Annotated in this window: 13 protein-coding genes; 4 read left to right on the top strand and 9 right to left on the bottom strand. The window is 39.4% G+C overall.

Annotated elements, in window-relative coordinates; genetic code table 11:
• Positions 1-692: 692 nt before the first annotated feature.
• Positions 693-1754, bottom strand: a complete 1062-nt coding sequence (gene aroG, locus FGD67_RS03195; RefSeq protein ID WP_257173666.1) for a 3-deoxy-7-phosphoheptulonate synthase AroG — start codon at positions 1752-1754, stop codon at positions 693-695.
• Positions 1755-1979: 225 nt separating this feature from the next.
• Here aroG and add point away from each other — a divergent pair, with 225 nt between their 5' ends.
• The 3 genes from add to deoD all read left to right on the top strand — a co-directional run bounded on the left by add (position 1980) and on the right by deoD (position 4052).
• Complete coding sequence (gene add / locus FGD67_RS03200; RefSeq protein ID WP_257173667.1) at positions 1980-2984, top strand: adenosine deaminase; 1005 nt, start codon at positions 1980-1982, stop codon at positions 2982-2984.
• 65 nt (positions 2985-3049) lie between these two features.
• Positions 3050-3220 (top strand): XapX domain-containing protein, encoded by a 171-nt coding sequence (locus FGD67_RS03205; RefSeq protein WP_077288375.1) that lies wholly within the window; start codon positions 3050-3052, stop codon positions 3218-3220.
• Between the two features lie 127 nt (positions 3221-3347).
• Positions 3348-4052 carry a purine-nucleoside phosphorylase gene (gene deoD, locus FGD67_RS03210; RefSeq protein WP_257173668.1) on the top strand — a complete coding sequence of 235 codons (705 nt, stop codon included), beginning with the start codon at positions 3348-3350 and terminating at the stop codon, positions 4050-4052.
• 157 nt (positions 4053-4209) lie between these two features.
• On the opposite strand, the gene FGD67_RS03215 is transcribed toward deoD, so the two are convergent.
• The 8 genes from FGD67_RS03215 to FGD67_RS03250 all read right to left on the bottom strand — a co-directional run bounded on the left by FGD67_RS03215 (position 4210) and on the right by FGD67_RS03250 (position 19445).
• A complete protein-coding gene (locus tag FGD67_RS03215; protein ID WP_257173669.1) occupies positions 4210-6126 on the bottom strand; it encodes an EAL domain-containing protein in 1917 nt (638 codons plus the stop codon).
• 4 nt (positions 6127-6130) lie between these two features.
• On the bottom strand, positions 6131-6841 hold the full coding sequence (locus FGD67_RS03220) for a transglutaminase-like cysteine peptidase (RefSeq protein WP_257173670.1): 711 nt from the start codon (positions 6839-6841) through the stop codon (positions 6131-6133).
• Positions 6842-6847: 6 nt separating this feature from the next.
• On the bottom strand, positions 6848-7486 hold the full coding sequence (locus tag FGD67_RS03225) for an OmpA family protein (RefSeq protein ID WP_257173671.1): 639 nt from the start codon (positions 7484-7486) through the stop codon (positions 6848-6850).
• Positions 7479-8876: a TolC family outer membrane protein gene (locus FGD67_RS03230; protein WP_257173672.1), complete on the bottom strand. Its 1398-nt coding sequence runs from the start codon at positions 8874-8876 to the stop codon at positions 7479-7481. The genes FGD67_RS03225 and FGD67_RS03230 overlap by 8 nt, the downstream gene beginning before the upstream one ends.
• Before the next feature lie 42 nt (positions 8877-8918).
• On the bottom strand, positions 8919-10292 hold the full coding sequence (locus FGD67_RS03235) for an HlyD family type I secretion periplasmic adaptor subunit (RefSeq protein WP_257173673.1): 1374 nt from the start codon (positions 10290-10292) through the stop codon (positions 8919-8921).
• Positions 10289-12463, bottom strand: a complete 2175-nt coding sequence (locus tag FGD67_RS03240; protein ID WP_257173674.1) for a type I secretion system permease/ATPase — start codon at positions 12461-12463, stop codon at positions 10289-10291. The genes FGD67_RS03235 and FGD67_RS03240 overlap by 4 nt, the downstream gene beginning before the upstream one ends.
• A 99-nt stretch (positions 12464-12562) precedes the next feature.
• Entirely contained in the window at positions 12563-18628 is a 6066-nt protein-coding gene (locus tag FGD67_RS03245) for a retention module-containing protein (protein WP_257173675.1), read from the bottom strand.
• Between the two features lie 253 nt (positions 18629-18881).
• Entirely contained in the window at positions 18882-19445 is a 564-nt protein-coding gene (locus tag FGD67_RS03250) for a PEP-CTERM sorting domain-containing protein (RefSeq protein ID WP_257173676.1), read from the bottom strand.
• A 312-nt stretch (positions 19446-19757) separates the two neighbouring features.
• Between FGD67_RS03250 and FGD67_RS03255 the strand changes: the two genes are divergently transcribed.
• Entirely contained in the window at positions 19758-20024 is a 267-nt protein-coding gene (locus FGD67_RS03255) for a hypothetical protein (RefSeq protein ID WP_257173677.1), read from the top strand.
• Positions 20025-20066: the final 42 nt, after the last annotated feature.

A 20066-nucleotide genomic window follows, 5' to 3' on the forward strand; every position in this document is an offset into this window, starting at 1 on the left:
GACTCGACATTGAGGCAAACAATGTTCTTTACACTGCTTTACATTATCACCGCTAAACAACGACGAGTGGTTACTTTCTCGCGATAAATGGTGATTTGATTAAGAGTAATAATACCAATTTTACTAAGTTTCTTCCCACTCAGTGAAATTTAAAAGCTTTAGCGGCACAGCTTACCGTCCCAGACTGAACCTCTGTACCTACATCCATGCAGGCAAGGCATTGATTGAAGGTAATGGTTATTCTCTTGTCAAAATCAATAACATGGTCTGTAAGCCTTTTAAAACTACCCTTCTGGAGCTTGCCAGCAGTTCGATAACCGCCGATCATTTCCTTCATATAGAATAACTATATTCACAAAATGATCGTTGTTCTCAAAACGACGGTAAGCGCTGAGTGGGAACAAACTTAATAGACTTGGTATAATTAACCTCAAGTCATTAAAAATAGTTTTGCTCAATAAATGAAGTTGTATATTTAATAATGGGGTTATTGGCAGAAAAACCAACTCAGATAAGGTCTAAAATGGTCTGCTTGAAGCAACAGCTAAATAGTTCAGTCTAAGTAGTATAAAGCCTCACTTAAACAGCATGACTGTCAGCTAAGTTTAAGAATAGTAAAAGCAGAGACTCTAGCTACTTTTACTATTTTTCTCATATTAAGCTCAATGTTAATGTCAACTATCAGTTAATAACTATGACGACTTCTCTCGACGCTGAACGACTGCCTGAGCCAGTTCAGCTAATAAGGTTTCAGTATCTTGCCAACCAATACAAGCATCTGTGATACTTTGACCATAAGTAGGTACTTTACCTTCAACAAGATCTTGACGGCCTTCAACTAAATGACTCTCCACCATAACACCAAAAATATCTTGATTACCATTGGCCATTTGTTGGCAAACATCACGACAAACTAGCATTTGGTTTGCAAATTTCTTACTGCTATTAGCATGGCTAAAGTCAATCATGATATTAGTATTTAAGGCTGATTTAGTTAATTGTTCGGTAACGGTGTTAACACTTTCAGCATCATAATTTGTGGTTTTACCGCCACGTAAAATAATATGACAATCTTCATTACCCGTCGTTTCCACGATAGCAGAATGACCGTATTTTGTGACTGAGAGAAAATGATGTGAAGCACTGGCAGCGCCAATAGCATCTATCGCGACTTTAATGGTTCCGTCGGTACCATTTTTAAAACCGACAGGACAAGATAAACCTGACGCTAACTCGCGGTGTACTTGGCTTTCTGTGGTGCGTGCGCCAATAGCGCCCCAACACATAAAGTCAGCCATGTACTGCGGGGTGATCATATCTAAAAACTCACCCGCGGTAGGTAAACCTAGATTATTTAAATCCAGTAATAACTTACGACCGATACGTAAACCGTCGTTAAGTTTGAAGCTATTATCCATATAAGGGTCGTTAATCAGTCCCTTCCAACCAACAGTGGTTCTTGGCTTTTCAAAATATACACGCATGACAATTTCGAGAGTGCCTTGATAATTTTCCCGTAATTTAACTAAGCGCTGACCATATTCCAGTGCCGCTTCAGGATCATGTATCGAACAAGGACCAATGACCACCAGTAAGCGGTCATCTTGGTTATTGAAAATTCTATTGATGGCATTTCTGCCAGCAAACACCGACTTTGTTGCTTGTTCTGATGAAGGAAATCGCTCAAGTAACGCGATAGGAGGTAAAAGTTCTTTGATTTTATTAATACGAACGTCGTCGGTTTGCTCAACCATAATTATTTCTCTTTATACTGAAATGCTATTTTATATTTACGTCTAGACACCTAGATGATTAGTCCCAGAGATAATTTATCAGTGTTCTCCGGCTAATAGCAACCTAAAATACGAAAAAAGCAGTATAATAAATTTATTCGACAAGCAAGCAAAGTAACTCAGTTTAGTTCTATAATACTTTTGTCTATTTTTCATCAAACACATTCATATAGGTTACCAATAACTATGACGCATTCTCACCTACCATTAATTGATTTACACCGCCATTTAGACGGTAATATTCGCCCGGAAACCATTTGGGCATTAGCACATGAACATAACATTGTTTTACCAGAAACTAATTTTCAAGCATTTATCCCTCATGTACAAATTCAAGGCAGTGAAAGCGACTTATTAGCTTTTCTCAGTAAACTTGATTGGGGCGTTGCCGTACTTAAAAATCTAGATGATTGTAAGCGTATAGCTTTTGAAAATGTTGAAGATGCCTTTAACGCCGGTATTCATTATGCCGAATTACGCTTTTCGCCTTATTATATGGCCATGAAGAATAATCTAGTGGTTGCTGATGTTGTTGCCGCTGTTGTCGATGGTGTAAATGCTGCATGTAAAATATATGATGTTAAAATTAATCTAATTGGTATTTTGAGCCGAACTTTTGGCGTTGAAAAGTGCCAAGCTGAGTTAGATGCCCTACTGACTCATAAACAACATTTGATTGCTATTGATTTAGCTGGCGATGAATACAACTTTCCTGGTGAGATGTTTGTCGAACACTTTAAACAAGTTCGACAAGCAGATCTCAATGTTACCGTACATGCCGGTGAAGCTGCTGGTCCTGAAAGTATCTGGCAGGCAATAAACCACTTACACGCGACACGGATTGGCCATGGCGTTGCTTGTCATCAAGATGAGAAGCTAATGGATTATATGCAAAAGCATGATATTGTGATTGAATCTTGTTTAACGTCAAATTTTCAAACCGGCACTATAAAGGACTTATCACAACACCCAATTAAACACTTTTTAGCAAAAGGTTTATTGGTTTGTTTAAATACTGATGATCCTGGCGTACAAGGGATAGAACTAAAAAATGAATACCTTGTAGCGCGCAATACTCTAGGATTTACCGACAAAGATATACAGCAGTTACAAGAAAATGCTTTGAAAGCGGCCTTTTTATCAAACAGTGAAAAAACAGCATTAAAACAGAAAGTATTAAATAACAGCTAGTACCCGTTGTTGCTCTTGTTAATATCAGGTTAAAATATGCGATTGACAATCAACTAGGAGAACACGTGTTTGAAGTTATTATTGCGACAATAACAGGTATCGTTGTCGGTTTAGTATTTTCATTACTCAAATTGCCTATCCCTGCACCGCCTGTTTTATCAGGTATTGCTGGAATTTTCGGCATTTATATCGGTAGTGTAGGTTATCACTGGATCATCGAACGCTTTTTCAGTTAGAATTCGACTTTAAATATTTAAAAGACATATCAGTAAAACACCCTTGATAGCGGCTGCATAATATCAAATATCAGCAATGGCTAGAAACTTACTGTGATTGAAACACCATTAACAAAGGTTAACACTCATGGCAACAGCACACATAGAAGCAAACGACGGCGATTTCGCCAAAACGGTACTTATGCCAGGCGATCCATTACGCGCAAAATATATTGCCGAAAATTTTCTTGATGACGCAAAGTGTGTCACACGCGTACGTAATATGTTTGGCTATACCGGTACCTACAAAGGTAAGCCTGTTTCGGTAATGGGCTCAGGAATGGGCGTCCCCTCTATTTCAATCTACGCAACTGAACTATATAAAGATTATAGCGTAGAAAGTATTATTCGTATTGGCTCTTGTGGCGCAGTACGTGATGATATAAAAGTACGTGATATTATTATTGGTATGGCAGCAAGCACAGACTCAAACGTTAACCGCTCACGCTTAAATGGTTATGATTTTGCCGCCACCGCTGATTTTGACTTGCTACATAAAGTAGTAAAAACTGCAGAAAAAACCGGCAAAAAAATTCGCGTAGGTAATATTTTTACTGCGGATTTATTTTACACACCACAAGCCGAAATGTTTGCCTTAATGGAAAAATACGGCATTCTAGCGGTTGAAATGGAAGCAGCAGGTTTATACGGTGTTGCTGCCGAATATGGTAAAAAAGCATTAACGGTACTTACTGTAAGCGATCATATCAAAACCGGAGAGCAAACAACTGCAGATGAACGCGAAACAACCTTTAAAGATATGATGGAATTAACTTTGGATAGTTTGTTATAAATCTTTTCCCAGATATTTAAAGTGTGTCAGCTAAAACACCTAAAAAGCCAGTAAATTAACTGGCTTTTTTATAACTAAAATTCATCATATTTGGAAGGATTATAAATTTAAACCTTATGGGGGGTTACAACAAAATCATCCGCCCCCTATGTGTTACTTAAACATCTTCAACTGGTGAAATGTAGCCTTGATAACCATCAGCTTTTAATGAACTAAAATTCACCAATTGTTCTTTATCTTCTATACCCGTAATTATCACTTCAATTTTTAAACCTTTCGCAACATTTAATAATGCCCGACATAATTCTTTGCTTTGATTTAATTTTTCATAGTAAGCAAAGGACTGATCTAATTTAATATAATTCGGCTGTAGTTTTTGTAAATATTCCAAAGAGCCAATTTGACGACCACATTGATCAATACCCATTTTGGCACCTGCCGAGCGAACTATTTCGGCTAATTGATAGCAATGTTCAAACGAACTTATTGCCGCAGACTCTGGAATTTCAAATAAAATTCGTTCTGCATATGCAGAGCGCTTTAAGAAATCACCTAGCCAATGAATAAATTCAGGATCTTGGAGACTGTCATGCGTTAAGTTTATCGCTACACCTTCTTTAGCTAATGCAAGAATTTCTTTTTGTTCTATAGTGTTCAATAAACAGCGATCAAGCTGTGAACCTAAGGATAACAACTCAATAAAAGGCATAAATTCAGACGCTGTAACAATTTGATCATCAATATTTAAACGACAATATATTTCACGTTGTAACACCCTTTTGCTGTTCATACTTAAAATGGCTTGCCATTGAAAAAGAAAATGGTTGTTATGAATAGCATCAACAAGTTTACTACGCCATTGTTCACGACTATATTTTTGTGGTTGATCGGCATCAATCCAATGACTTATTTTATGTTCTCGCTGTGCTTGTTGTAAGGCGTTATCTGACTGTGATAATAAATCAGAACTGTTCATGTTGTCGATTCGCTGACTCACCCCCAAAGCAAAACCAGTATTTGCTGGGCAACCGGCTTTTATAAGTTCCTGATTAACTATTCTAATTAATGATTGTAAATAAAGGCCAATTTTATGATGTTCTGCTTTAGTGATCAAAAAGGCAAATTCAGCGTTGGAAATACGCGCGATAATACTTTCAGCAATCTCAGGTAATTCTGCGGTCATTCTATTAGATAACACTCGGATGATCTCATCACGACCTTGGTAACCATATTTGCTGTGAATGTCATCAAGCCAGTCAAATTTCGCTAAAATAAGGCCACCAAAACCTGGTTCATTTAACCAGTTATTAATTTGCCCAGATAAGTATTGACGGTTAGGTAAAGTAGAAACTTGATCAATAAATTTATCTTCTTTTAATTCATGTACTTCTTCATCTAACCTAGTAAATATCTGTTTTAGTTGTCTTGACATCGAGTTTATAGCACCGACAACATCTCTTAATTCCGTGGTTTTTGGCAGCTCAATATCATGTCCAAATTTACGTTGTGCTATTTCTTTCGCTTGCAGCGCAACTTTATGTAAAGGTTTTAAGATACGGTTTAATCGAATTCTAAGAATAATAATTGAGCTGATAAAAAGTAATGATAATACCATTATCGTATCATTCATCACTCGCCATAATTCTCGATAGCCGAGTGCAGGGTGTCCTGCAACTTCCAATGTTGCCAGTTGCATCCAACCAGAGGTGATTAAACTTTGCCTAGATTGCTCTTCGAATAAATCTAGATTAATAAACCATTGAGGCACTCCTTGAATAACGACAGGATTTTCCCAAATTTGTTCTTTACCATCAACCAACCATTTCAGAGTAACTTTGCGATAAAATCCACCTTCAAAAATAACATTAACTAAGGTTTCAGCGGTAGCCATATCACCAGTTTCTATATGTGGTTTCAGCATTAATCCTAACGATGTCATTGTGTTATTTAAATCAGATGCCATTTGCTGATTCATAAAATCACGGGTTTGTGCAAATTGAAAATAAACTAAACTCGACATTACTAATAAAAAAAGTCCAAATAGTAATGAGTTTATTTCTCTAGAGAGGGTCATATTCTTAAAACTCCATTTTTAGCTTAGGTTGTTTCAGTTTGGCAGTCGACAAACGCTGTCTTAAGTCTTGCCAAAGCTTAAGTCGTGAAGATTTTCCGCTAAGGATCCCACGACCTTTTTCTTTATTTAACCAAAGCTGACTTGCATTAAAACTATAGATAGGGATCAAATCGTTACGCTCACTTGCTGGTTTAATATTACCATCGAGATTGTCTAAAATTAATGGCATAGCACTAGGCGTTTCGTAGTACGCTAGCACCATATGGTATTGATTAAGTTGTACCGCTTTGACCATAGTGATCCTCATTTTTTCATCTGGTATACCAAGTTCTAATAAGGTGAAGTACTTGGCAATAGAGTAATCTTCACAATCTCCGCCATTGACACCAATAAACTCAATAGGCGTTGCCCAATAATTACTCACGCCCCAGAGTTTGCTATCTTCAATAAACCTAAACATATTAAAGAATTGATTTACTTTAGTTAAATTTTCTTGCGTGGATTTATCAGTATTTTTTCGCATTAACTTAAACCAAGCTTGCCCTCTTTTACCTGCTCTCTTACCGTAGTTTTCTTCTAATGATGCGACGATTTTGTTTTCATCGAGGGCTGGCGTTGCTTGAGCAAAAATATCCGACGAGCACAACAATGTTATCAGAAGTATCTGGCCGGGTAATCTCCACCTGAAGGTAGCTTTTGCTTTTATATTACTCATTAAAGGTTAATTGACTTCATCTACCGTATAAATAGTCCATTTAAGTTCATCAACATTTTGCGTATACAGTAAATCAGCTATGATGCGACGATTTTCAGCATGGGCGTATTCACTGTTTTCTGTTTCTTTCAAACGCTCAGAACCATAACCAATTGAAGAAATACGATTTTTATCAATATTAAAGTCATTTATCAAAACATAAGCAACGGCTTTCGCACGCTCATCAGACAAAGCTTTATTGAACAAGGCACTGCCTACTTTACTACTATGCCCTTCAATTAACACATGTACTTCTTGATGTTCGTCTAGGATTTTAGCTAATTTTTCTATCTCTGCATAAGCAGAACTTGGGATCACCGCAGAATTGTTAGCAAACTTAATGTCGACTTCAAAAGCGGTAATTTTAGTGCTTTTTATACCACAACCATAATTATCAATGCTTGCACCAAAGATGGTTTCAGCACATTTATCACGCACTTTAATAACACCATCACTATCATAATCATGTAAGTTATGTAATTGCTCAACAGGTGCATTTAATGTCACGATATGAGTATCAGCACAACCAATAATAAACATTGCACTGAACAGAATAGGTAAATATTTTGACCTCGGTATAAAGTGGATCAATGGTAAATTAGTCATGATATGCTCCTTGCCCATATTCATGTTCGCCTTTCCAAGCTGATGAACGTGTTACTCTTAAGGAATCAAGTAACTGCCCGGTAGCATTTAATAAACGATACCTTGCACTTAATTCGTTAAAACTGGCATCTAAATAATCTTTACGTGCTTGAAACAGTTCGTTTTCTGTATCAAGCAAGTCGAGTAGATTTCGTTGACCAATGTTAAACTGCTGTTTATAGGCTACCTGGGTATCTTTTGCTGTAATAACATGTTGTTTAATATATTTTTTTTGTAATGCTAACATTTCAAAAGCATTCCATGCTAAACCGAAGCTTTCGGTGACTTGACGATGAGCGCTATAATTAATTTCTTGTGCTTCTGATACTTTATAAGCTGCACTACGTTCATTAGCGATATCTTTACCGCCAGAGTAGAAGTTGTATCTTAATCGCACCATCGCGGTGACATCATTTCTATGACCTCCAACATCAGCTCCAAGTCGATTAATACCACTTTCACCGGCAATATCATTATCAGAATTAGCGGCTAACTCTAGTGATAATTTTGGAAAATAATTAGATTGTACTGCATTTTTAAATGAGCGTGCGGCCTTAATATCTTGTTGTGCTGATTTGATCACAGGATGAGACTTAATCGCGACATTTAAGCCCGTTGTTTTATCTTTTGGTAACATGTCGGCATCTGGTACTGGTAGTACAAGATTGTCTGGTTGTACGTTGGTTAAACGGATAAATTGCGTTCTGGCATCAAGATGATTATTACGAGCGGATATCATATTTGATTGTGCTCGTGCTAAACGCCCTGTTACTTGAGATAAATCGGCAATATTTCCTAAGCCTGAGTCAGTGCGTTCTTTTATTTGTTCATAAATTTCTTGATGCGATGCGATGTTATTTTCTGATAGCTTAATCAACTGGTTTGTTTTGAGATAGTTCAAATAGGCTTTACTTACTTGTAACGCAAGATCTTCAGCATTAGCAACTAATGTCCATTGCTCTGCACTTGCTTCGAATAGAGTTCGGTTTACCTCACTGCTGGTATACATACCGTCAAACAATATTTGTTTTATACTGATACCAAATTCACCACGGGCTAATTCTGTTTTTCCATCACCATAGGTTCTTCTATTCGCGGGGGTATCTGTATACTCATATCCATAGCCTGCGGTTAGATCAATAGTCGGTAAATAACCTGCAGAGGCTCGATTAACATCTTCTTCCTTTGCTTTAAAACGAGCAAAAGATTGGCGAATGTCAGGATGGCTATCAAGGGCACTGGCAACGGCTTGTTCTAAACTCTGCGCATTGAGGTTAACAGAGTACAATGAGGATAAAGCTAATACACTCAGCATTGTTTTTTTGTTTAAAATAAACATAAGGCTATTCATAAATATTCCATACTTGTCTTATTATTAATTATTAATTAAGCGCTATCGCTCCCTTAATGCTGCTTCATTGGCCCGTAATATAGGATTTAAGATATACTCCAAAATGGTTCGTTCACCTGTGATAACATCAACCTGTGTTAACATGCCAGGAATAATGGGCATTTCGTCCCCTTGCTTATTTTTAATGCTCGATGCTTGTGTACGAACCCTTATCAGATAAAAACTGTTACCGTCTTCATCGAGCGTAGTATCTGCGCTTATATGTTCTACTTTACCCGTTAAGCCACCATAACGGGCAAAATCATAAGCTGTAATTTTAACAACCGCAGGTAGACCTGGGTAAATAAAACCAATATCACGCGGTTTTATTTTTGCTTCAATCATCAGTTTGTCTTCTGTCGGAACAATTTCAGCTATTGTTTCACCAGGTTTTATAACCCCGCCTAAGGTATTTATTTTTATTGTTTTAATTGTTCCTACAACAGGGGATAATATGAGAGCTTTAGTAACCTTATCTTGTGCACCGACTTGTGACTCATTAATTCGCGATAATTTGTTCTGTAATTCATTCAGCTCAGCTCTGGTTTCCGCTCTGTAAACCAGTACGGTTTCTCGTCGATTTAATATCGACTCTTGTAAAGCTGATTTTAACTTAGGAGATAGCAATCGAACAGCACTTAACTCGCCTTTAAGATCATTTACACTCCGTTCTAATTTATAAAGTTCAATCTTGGAAACTATATTTTTTTCGGCTAACGGTTTAGTCAAATCAAGTTCTTTATTGGCTATTTTATAACTAATTTGTAGTGTGCTAATTTTTGAATTTAGTTCTGCAACTTCTTGCTCTCTTTGCTGGATTTTTTGCTCTTGAATAGCGAGTTGATTAATTAAATTATCAAGCCTTTCCGAGTACTCTTCTTTTTGTCTTGCCACCATCAATTGCGCATTCTGCTCTAAGTCTTTCGGATAAACTGGAATGTTTTTATTAATTTCTATTTGTCGCTGCCATTGGGTATTATTACCAATTAAAATACTCGATAGTTCAGCTCTAAGACGAATAACATTAGCTCTTAAGCTATCGACTTCTTGCTTTTGCTCAGCAAAGTCTGATCGAAAACGCGTGTCATCGATACTGGCTATTGGCTGGTTTTTCTTAACCTGCATACCTTCTTGTACAAAAAGTTTTTGTAATACACCGCCATCTAGACTTTGAATAATTTGCACTTGTGTTGAAGGGATAACTTTGCCTGTACCTGAAGTGACTTGCTGTAATGCTGAAAAGTATGCCCAAATCAAAAAACTACAAATTAAAGTGGCCATTGCCCAAATTGTTAAGCGATGTAAACTTGGCACCTCAGTTAACATCGCGCCATAAACATCATCAGCCATTTCTAAATCTTGTTGACTAACTTTCATGAATTTGACTCTTGATTAAATTTACCGGCTTTTAATTGCGTTATTACCGCATCTTTGGGGCCATCTATGATTAGTTTTCCTTTATCCAAAACAAGTATACGGTCAACTAACTTTAATAGATCCATTTTATGAGTAATGAGTAACATGGTTCGATTTTGGGCTGTCGCATTGATCGATTGAATAAATTGTTTTTCCGCCCGAGCATCGAGGCTTGCTGTTGGTTCATCTAATAATAAAATTTGTGGTGAGTTAAGTATCGCTCTTGCTAAAACAATCGATTGTCTTTGACCGCGAGATAATGAACTGCCACTTTCTCCTACTTGTTGATCGAGTCCTTGGCTATCATTGTCAGTAAATACATTGACACCTGAAAGCTGTACAGCTCTGATCAGTTGATATTCTGTTACTTGTCGAGTACCAAAAAGAATATTATCACGAATAGTGCCATGAAATAATGTTATGTCTTGCGGTAAATAACCGACATTGCGGCGTAAATCACTTGGATGTATTTGGTGATGATTCAAACCGTCAAATTGTATGGTGCCTTTCGTCGGTTGATATAGACCCAACAGTAATTTTGCCAAGGTAGTCTTACCTGAGCCATTATGGCCAACAATCGCTATTTTTTCTCCCGCTTTAATGTTTAATGATATTGATTGTAAAGAGCGCTGATCGCTATTGGGGTAAGTAAAACTAATGTTATCAGCATTGATACTGCCCGAAAGCGTCGTACGGCTAACCAAATGCGCTTTATCTTCAAATTCACCTTCTTGCGCCATTAAGGTATCAAGTTGTTTTAATGCACTTAATGTTTGATTGGAGCGAGTCATTAGGCCTGCAAGTTTGGCAATAGGAGATATCGCTCTACCGGTTAACATCACTGCTGCAATAATTCCGCCCATCGAAATTAAGTTTTCTGATACTCGATAAACTCCCAACACTACAACAGCAATGACAGATATTTGCACAATAAAGCTGGCAAAATTTAGCACTGAATTAGTGATCATTTTAGATTTAAGTAACCAAGTTGCTGTATGCCCAATCATTTGTTGCCATGCATTTTGCACAACACCTTCAGCACCATTAGCTTTAATGGACTCTAAAGAGCTTAAACATTCAATTAGGTGCCCATGTCGGAGACTAGAAAAGCGATTACTTTCATCAATAGCTTTACGCAATTTAGATTGATTTAACAAGGTATAACCTATAATCAATACTGAAGCAATCAGTGGAAACATCACCAGATCACCTGCAACTAACCAAATACATAACATGAAAAGAATAGCGAAGGGTAAGTCAACCAATGCACTTATTGTCGCTGAAGACAAAAATTCTCTGATATTATCAAATTCGCTGAGTTGTTTGGCCATACCTCCAACACTTAATGAGCGTTTTTCAAGTGGAGCCCCAATGACTTTGGCAAACAGTTTTGAAGATACTTCAATATCAATTTTCTTTCCTGCAACATCAATCAAATAAGCACGTAATTGTTTTAAAACCAAATCAAATATATAAGCAACTGTTGCGCCTATAGCTAAAACCCAAAGGGATTCAAAGGCTAAATTTGGCACTACTTTGTCATAGATGTTCATGATAAAAAGTGGTGAAACTAACGCAAATAAGTTTACCATCACTGATGCAATAATTACGTCTCGGTAAATTGATGATGTATTTTTAATTTTTTGCCATAACCAATGCTCATTGCTATTATCGATATGGACGTCAAAGTTTCTATCACCTCTGTATTGCTGTTTAATTAGAAATAAATAACCAACAAAGTTTGATTCTAATTCTTCAATAGTTAGTTGTGCTTTTCCGCCCGTTTCAGGCAGAGAAACAATCGCTTCATTTTTTTCAATATCCAGTTCTTGTAAGACTAAAGCTTTTTTATTTTTTAGCATCAGAATGCAAGGAAGTAGCATTGAAGGTAATTCATTCAAACCTTTACGCACTAATTTAGCACTCAAACCAGCACGTGAGGCTGCTTGCGGTAAAAGCTCAGGTGTTAAATTTGTACTTGTCAGGGGCAAACCAGCGGAAAGTGCATCAGCAGAACATGGATTACCAAAATGCTCAGTAAGTAGCACAAGGCTATCTAATAACGGATCGGCACTTAACTTTTGCGAAGCGTGAATTTTCCATTGACTTGATGGTGATACAGTTGATTGCACGAATTATTTGATCCTTTAATACAAACCGATAGCCTAATGATATATTTACATACTATATCATTAGGCCATTGTAATCATTTACAAATATTCTCTACTTAATTATAAAGTATCCGTAGAGTCAAGATCAATTGGTAATGGTGTATTCTCTGGGGCAGCATCACTAATGAGTATTGCACCTTCATCTAAGAAACCATTAGTTACGATGGGTACAATATCAAATTCCCCTTTTATGGGTTCTACATTCTCAGCTGTCAGTAAATCATCAACCGGAAAATCTATATTTTCGTTGCCCTTACCTAAATTTAACGCACTGCTTTCTGGGCCTTCCGCAGTTGCTATAGACTCTTCAAAGCTGATATTATTTTCTTCGACTAATAAATCACTTAAGTCGTACTCAATTACTGACTGATAATTTGTCTGGGCTAATGTTAACTCCGGATTGGACATTACATCGGCACTTTGTTCGCTATAAGATAAATCAATAAGCTCACCATCAGATGATGTAGAGTCTTCTAGACTATTGCTTGACGCTCTATGATTGAGGTTTATCGTTAATGTTGCATCATCAGTTTCAGGATTCAGCGTATCTCCATCCTGAATAGTATAAGTAAATTCTAGCATTGGAGGAAAAGTATTGATGTCTATACCTGATGGTATTCTAAAGATATAAGCGCCGGAATCATTAATGACTAGCGTACCGAAATCAGTCACTATAGTGAAAGACGTATGGCTTGCATCAAATGCATACACCTGCCCAGCATATTCGATTTGTGTCAAGATGATAGTACCGTCGGCGGATGAATCAGATCTATCACCAGAGCTAGCACGATTAATAATATTGCCTTGAACTCCACGCCCAATACTTAATCCGTTATTGTCGTAATATGAAATATAATTATTATCATCTACCGCAACAGGTGAAGTATCATCTACAGTGATAGTCACTGTAGCAATATCAATATCTGTTCCATCACTTAAGGTGTAGTCAAAACTTGGGTAACCAGAGCCAATAACAAAACCTTCGCTATTCTCATATGTAAAATCACCTTGAGCATTAATAATTAAAATGCCACCATCAATACTTACTGTTGCATTACCATCAACATCAAATACTAGGTCTATTCCATTAATTTGCGTTATTAATAATATCGAACCATCGCCACCATCATGATCTGAAGCGCCATCGCCATCATCATGGCTGATAATATTACCCGTTACGATACCTCCTTCTTCAACAGAAAAACTATCATCGGTTGCTAGTGGAGCATCATTAACTGGCGTCACTGAGATAGTCAACGTTGAATTATTAACATCACCAACAGCGTCTACCACGGTATACGTCACAACCGGCACTGGACCGTTGTAATCAGCATTGGGCACAAAGCTGTAACTGCCATCGGCATTTAAGGTTAACTCACCTTCGGCTAAGACCGCCGTAGAGCCAATGGCATAAGTCACACCAGCAATAGTAAAGCCGGTTACCGACAGAGGCGCATCGGTACTGGTCGCGTTGTCCAAGACATTGCCTGAAATCGGGGTATCTTCTGCTGTACTAACCACTTCATTATCATCAACTAAATCCGACACAGGTGTCACTGAGATAGTCAACGTTGAATTATTAACATCACCGACAGCGTCTACCACGGTATAGCTGATCACCGGCACTGGACCGTTGTAATCAGCATTGGGCACAAAGCTGTAACTGCCATCGGCATTTAAGGTTAACTCACCTTCGGCTAAGACCGCCGTAGAGCCAATGGCATAAGTCACACCAGCAATAGTAAAGCCGGTCACCGACAGAGGCGCATCGGTGCTGGTCGCGTTGTCCAAGACATTGCCATTTAATAGCCCGTCTTCAGCGACACTGACCACTTCATTATCATCAACTAAATCCGACACCGGTGTCACTGAGATAGTCAACGTTGAATTATTAACATCACCGACAGCGTCTACCACGGTATAGCTGATCACCGGCACTGGACCGTTGTAATCAGCATTGGGCACAAAGCTGTAACTGCCATCGGCATTTAAGGTTAACTCACCTTCGGCTAAGACCGCCGTAGAGCCAATGGCATAAGTCACACCAGCAATAGTAAAGCCGGTTACCGACAGAGGCGCATCGGTGCTGGTCGCGTTGTCCAAGACATTGCCTGAAACCGAGGTATCTTCTGCTGTACTAACCACTTCGTTATCATCAAGTAAATCAGACACAGGTGTCACTGAGATAGTCAACGTTGAATTATTAACATCACCGATAGCGTCTACCACGGTATAGCTGATCACCGGCACTGGACCGTTGTAATCAGCATTGGGCACAAAGCTGTAACTGCCATCGGCATTTAAGGTTAACTCACCTTCGGCTAAGACCGCCGTAGAGCCAATGGCATAAGTCACACCAGCAATAGTAAAGCCGGTCACCGACAGAGGCGCATCGGTGCTGGTCGCGTTATCCAAGACATTGCCTGATACTGGGGTATCTTCTGCTGTACTGACCACTTCATTATCGTCAAGTAAATCCGACACCGGTGTCACTGAGATAGTCAACGTTGAATTATTAACATCACCGACAGCGTCTACCACGGTATAGCTGATCACCGGCACTGGACCGTTGTAATCAGCATTGGGCACAAAGCTGTAACTGCCATCGGCATTTAAGGTTAACTGACCTTCGGCTAAGACCGCCGTAGAGCCAATGGCATAAGTCACACCAGCAATAGTAAAGCCGGTTACCGACAGAGGCGCATCGGTACTGGTCGCGTTGTCCAAGACATTGCCTGAAATCGGGGTATCTTCTGCTGTACTAACCACTTCGTTATCATCAAGTAAATCAGACACCGGTGTCACTGAGATAGTCAGCGTTGAATCGGTGACATCACCAACAGCGTCTACCACGGTATACGTCACAACCGGCACTGGACCGTTGTAATCAGCATTGGGCACAAAGCTGTAACTGCCATCGGCATTTAAGGTTAACTGACCTTCGGCTAAGACCGCCGTAGAGCCAATGGCATAAGTCACACCAGCAATAGTAAAGCCGGTTACCGACAGAGGCGCATCGGTGCTGGTCGCGTTGTCCAAGACATTGCCTGAAACCGAGGTATCTTCTGCTGTACTAACCACTTCATTATCGTCAACTAAATCCGACACCGGTGTCACTGAGATAGTCAACGTTGAATTATTAACATCACCGATAGCGTCTACCACGGTATAGCTGATCACCGGCACTGGACCGTTGTAATCAGCATTGGGCACAAAGCTGTAACTGCCATCGGCATTTAAGGTTAACTCACCTTCGGCTAAGACCGCCGTAGAGCCAATGGCATAAGTCACACCAGCAATAGTAAAGCCGGTCACCGACAGAGGCGCATCGGTACTGGTCGCGTTGTCCAAGACATTGCCTGAAATCGGGGTATCTTCTGCTGTACTAACCACTTCGTTATCATCAAGTAAATCAGACACCGGTGTCACTGAGATAGTCAGCGTTGAATCGGTGACATCACCAACAGCGTCTACCACGGTATACGTCACAACCGGCACTGGACCGTTGTAATCAGCATTGGGCACAAAGCTGTAACTGCCATCGGCATTTAAGGTTAACTGACCTTCGGCTAAGACCGCCGTAGAGCCAATGGCATAAGTCACACCAGCAATAGTAAAGCCGGTTACCGACAGAGGCGCATCGGTGCTGGTCGCGTTGTCCAAGACATTGCCTGAAACCGAGGTATCTTCTGCTGTACTAACCACTTCATTATCGTCAACTAAATCCGACACCGGTGTCACTGAGATAGTCAACGTTGAATTATTAACATCACCGACAGCGTCTACCACGGTATAGCTGATCACCGGCACTGGACCGTTGTAATCAGCATTGGGCACAAAGCTGTAACTGCCATCGGCATTTAAGGTTAACTCACCTTCGGCTAAGACCGCCGTAGAGCCAATGGCATAAGTCACACCAGCAATAGTAAAGCCGGTCACCGACAGAGGCGCATCGGTACTGGTCGCGTTGTCCAAGACATTGCCTGAAATCGGGGTATCTTCTGCTGTACTAACCACTTCGTTATCGTCAAGTAAATCCGACACAGGTGTCACTGAGATAGTCAGCGTTGAATTATTAACATCACCAACAGCGTCTACCACGGTATAGCTGATCACCGGCACTGGACCGTTGTAATCAGCATTGGGCACAAAGCTGTAACTGCCATCGGCATTTAAGGTTAACTCACCTTCGGCTAAGACCGCCGTAGAGCCAATGGCATAAGTCACACCAGCAATAGTAAAGCCGGTTACCGACAGAGGCGCATCGGTACTGGTCGCGTTGTCCAAGACATTGCCTGAAACCGAGGTATCTTCTGCTGTACTAACCACTTCATTATCGTCAACTAAATCCGACACCGGTGTCACTGAGATAGTCAACGTTGAATTATTAACATCACCAACAGCGTCTACCACGGTATAGCTGATCACCGGCACTGGACCGTTGTAATCAGCATTGGGCACAAAGCTGTAACTGCCATCGGCATTTAAGGTTAACTGACCTTCGGCTAAGACCGCCGTAGAGCCAATGGCATAAGTCACACCAGCAATAGTAAAGCCGGTTACCGACAGAGGCGCATCGGTACTGGTCGCGTTGTCCAAGACATTGCCTGAAACCGAGGTATCTTCTGCTGTACTAACCACTTCATTATCGTCAACTAAATCCGACACCGGTGTCACTGAGATAGTCAACGTTGAATTATTAACATCACCGACAGCGTCTACCACGGTATAGCTGATCACCGGCACTGGACCGTTGTAATCAGCATTGGGCACAAAGCTGTAACTGCCATCGGCATTTAAGGTTAACTCACCTTCGGCTAAGACCGCCGTAGAGCCAATGGCATAAGTCACACCAGCAATAGTAAAGCCGGTTACCGACAGAGGCGCATCGGTGCTGGTCGCGTTGTCCAAGACATTGCCTGAAATCGGGGTATCTTCTGCTGTACTGACCACTTCATTATCATCAACTAAATCCGACACCGGTGTCACTGAGATAGTCAACGTTGAATTATTAACATCACCAACAGCGTCTACCACGGTATAGCTGATCACCGGCACTGGACCGTTGTAATCAGCATTGGGTACAAAGCTGTAACTGCCATCGGCATTTAAGGTTAACTCACCTTCGGCTAAGACCGCCGTAGAGCCGATGGCATAAGTCACACCAGCAATAGTAAAGCCGGTTACCGACAGAGGCGCATCGGTGCTGGTCGCGTTGTCCAAGACATTGCCTGAAACCGAGGTATCTTCTGCTGTGCTGACCACTTCATTATCGTCAAGTAAATCAGACACAGGTGTCACTGAGATAGTCAACGTTGAATTATTAACATCACCAACAGCGTCTACCACGGTATAGCTGATCACCGGCACTGGACCGTTGTAATCAGCATTGGGCACAAAGCTGTAACTGCCATCGGCATTTAAGGTTAACTCACCTTCGGCTAAGACCGCCGTAGAGCCAATGGCATAAGTCACACCAGCAATAGTAAAGCCGGTTACCGACAGAGGCGCATCGGTACTGGTCGCGTTGTCCAAGACATTGCCTGAAATCGGGGTATCTTCTGCTGTACTAACCACTTCATTATCGTCAAGTATAGAAGGAGATGTTATTACGCTATCAGTAGTATTCAGACCATTATCTTCAGGATCTGTACTGTTGACAAAAAGGAAGTTGTTATTAATTTCAGTCGTCTCATAGCCTGCTTGAGCCAGTGTTTCATCACCTGTCCTGTCGAGCGAAACAAAATCTGTACCTTCATTTGCAACTAAACCTGCTGCAGTTTCAGGCAACTCAACATCTTCGCCTGAAGCAATTAATGCTTGAATTGCTGATATTTCATCTTGAATACTATTTACATCAGAATTATTTAAAATGCCTACATTTTCTTGTTTGGATATAGTATCAACAAGGACGTCTTCAGCTAGGTCAATATTCTGGTTAGACACGCGTTGCTGACTACCATCACTATAGGACAAAGTGACTTCGCTATTCTCTTCGAATATAAGCACAGTGCCGGGATCAACTACCTCACCTATTTTCAATAAATTATTATCAACTGAATCTATGCGAACTTCACCTTTGACATTAATAATTTGGCCACTTTTTGGGTTCGTATAAATTTTCATAAACAATATCCCTAATAATCTGATTTATCACATATAAAGTGATATGAAAAACATTGAAGCGGTTGGATAAGAAGTAAATTATCACATATAGCATTTAATACTATTTAATACAATAGTGATAGATTGGATGGACAATTTTATTCTTCAGCGCGGTAAAATGAGTAAGTAATAAATATAATTTACACACATTATATTATAAATAATCAAGTCCTAATAACAGCATTGAGCAATAACGTTATTAGGACCTTATTAATTAACTTTTTAAACGACGTATTGTCAATGCGGCTAACGCTAAAAGTAAGATAGTAAAAGAAGAAGGTTCAGGTACTGCAACAGATTTAAAAACGTGATTAATATTATCTCCTAAAAGTGCTCTATCCTTAATAAAGGCAGATATATCACCAATTTCATCATATGCTAGACCGCCAGCATTATTTGCTAGCAAAGATTCATTTGCTTCATGTAAACCCATAGTAAAGTCATAAGAATCATACCAAGCTTTATGATTTACAATAAAACTACCTATGTTATTAGCATAACTAGCAACGTTATTAGAACTTAGCGCATACTCTTCGCCTGCTAATAAAGGACCAAAATTTAACACTGCAGCTTCAATACCATTATAAGGCACAGGTGTAGGTGTAGTTGAGCCATAAAGTTTAGGGCCCATGGCTAAATCAAAACTTCCAATATACTGCCATTGAATACCCTTATTGTCAGAATAGAAGTCATCAACAATCAATCCTGCATTTCCTTTTTCAGCGATAAAAAGTGACAATAGGCAAAATAAAATAACATTCAAAATTTTAGAACTCATACTACATCCTTAAGCCCTTAATGGGTCAGTAAATTGATAGAATATAACGACTATTCTCTATATCCTATGCTTGAGTTAAGCAAATATAATACCAATAAACAAATACCCTTAAAATTCAAAGGTTAAAAATATTTTAATATATTAATACTTTACAACTGTAAAAAGAGCTGACAAATAGACACCTCAACCTAACTCATACCGTTAACCATACAAAGAACTCAATACTTATACCAAAGCTATTAAGTTTGTTCTCTCTCAGCGCTTACCAGCGGTTTGAGAACAACGATCATTTTTTGAATATAGTTATTCTATATGGAAGAAATTATCGGCGGTTATCGAATCGCTGGCAAGCTCCCCAAGGGTGATTTTAAAAGACTTACAGGCCGCGTTATTGATGTCGATAAGGTTCTCACAGGGATGTCAGTCATTAGAACAACGCCGGAGCAGTTGTCAAGAATAACCATTATCTTCAATTCAATATCTTGCCTACATGAATGTAGGTACTTAGGTTCAGTTCGGAACAGTGAACTGGTGCCGCTAAGCCTGTTAAATTTCACTGAGTGGGAAGAAATTTATTAGCATTGGTATTAACCCCAGTTCGGGTTAAGCTACTTTACTCAA

This window comes from Colwellia sp. M166 (assembly GCF_024585285.1).
Lineage (GTDB): Bacteria > Pseudomonadota > Gammaproteobacteria > Enterobacterales > Alteromonadaceae > Cognaticolwellia.

Coding starts and splice junctions, on each gene's coding strand:
- aroG (WP_257173666.1), bottom strand. CDS start 1,754: ATGGTTGAGCAAACCGACGACGTTCGTATTAATAAAATCAAAGAACTT.
- add (WP_257173667.1), top strand. CDS start 1,980: ATGACGCATTCTCACCTACCATTAATTGATTTACACCGCCATTTAGAC.
- deoD (WP_257173668.1), top strand. CDS start 3,348: ATGGCAACAGCACACATAGAAGCAAACGACGGCGATTTCGCCAAAACG.
- FGD67_RS03215 (WP_257173669.1), bottom strand. CDS start 6,126: ATGACCCTCTCTAGAGAAATAAACTCATTACTATTTGGACTTTTTTTA.
- FGD67_RS03220 (WP_257173670.1), bottom strand. CDS start 6,841: ATGAGTAATATAAAAGCAAAAGCTACCTTCAGGTGGAGATTACCCGGC.
- FGD67_RS03225 (WP_257173671.1), bottom strand. CDS start 7,486: ATGACTAATTTACCATTGATCCACTTTATACCGAGGTCAAAATATTTA.
- FGD67_RS03230 (WP_257173672.1), bottom strand. CDS start 8,876: ATGAATAGCCTTATGTTTATTTTAAACAAAAAAACAATGCTGAGTGTA.
- FGD67_RS03235 (WP_257173673.1), bottom strand. CDS start 10,292: ATGAAAGTTAGTCAACAAGATTTAGAAATGGCTGATGATGTTTATGGC.
- FGD67_RS03245 (WP_257173675.1), bottom strand. CDS start 18,628: ATGAAAATTTATACGAACCCAAAAAGTGGCCAAATTATTAATGTCAAA.
- FGD67_RS03250 (WP_257173676.1), bottom strand. CDS start 19,445: ATGAGTTCTAAAATTTTGAATGTTATTTTATTTTGCCTATTGTCACTT.
- FGD67_RS03255 (WP_257173677.1), top strand. CDS start 19,758: ATGGAAGAAATTATCGGCGGTTATCGAATCGCTGGCAAGCTCCCCAAG.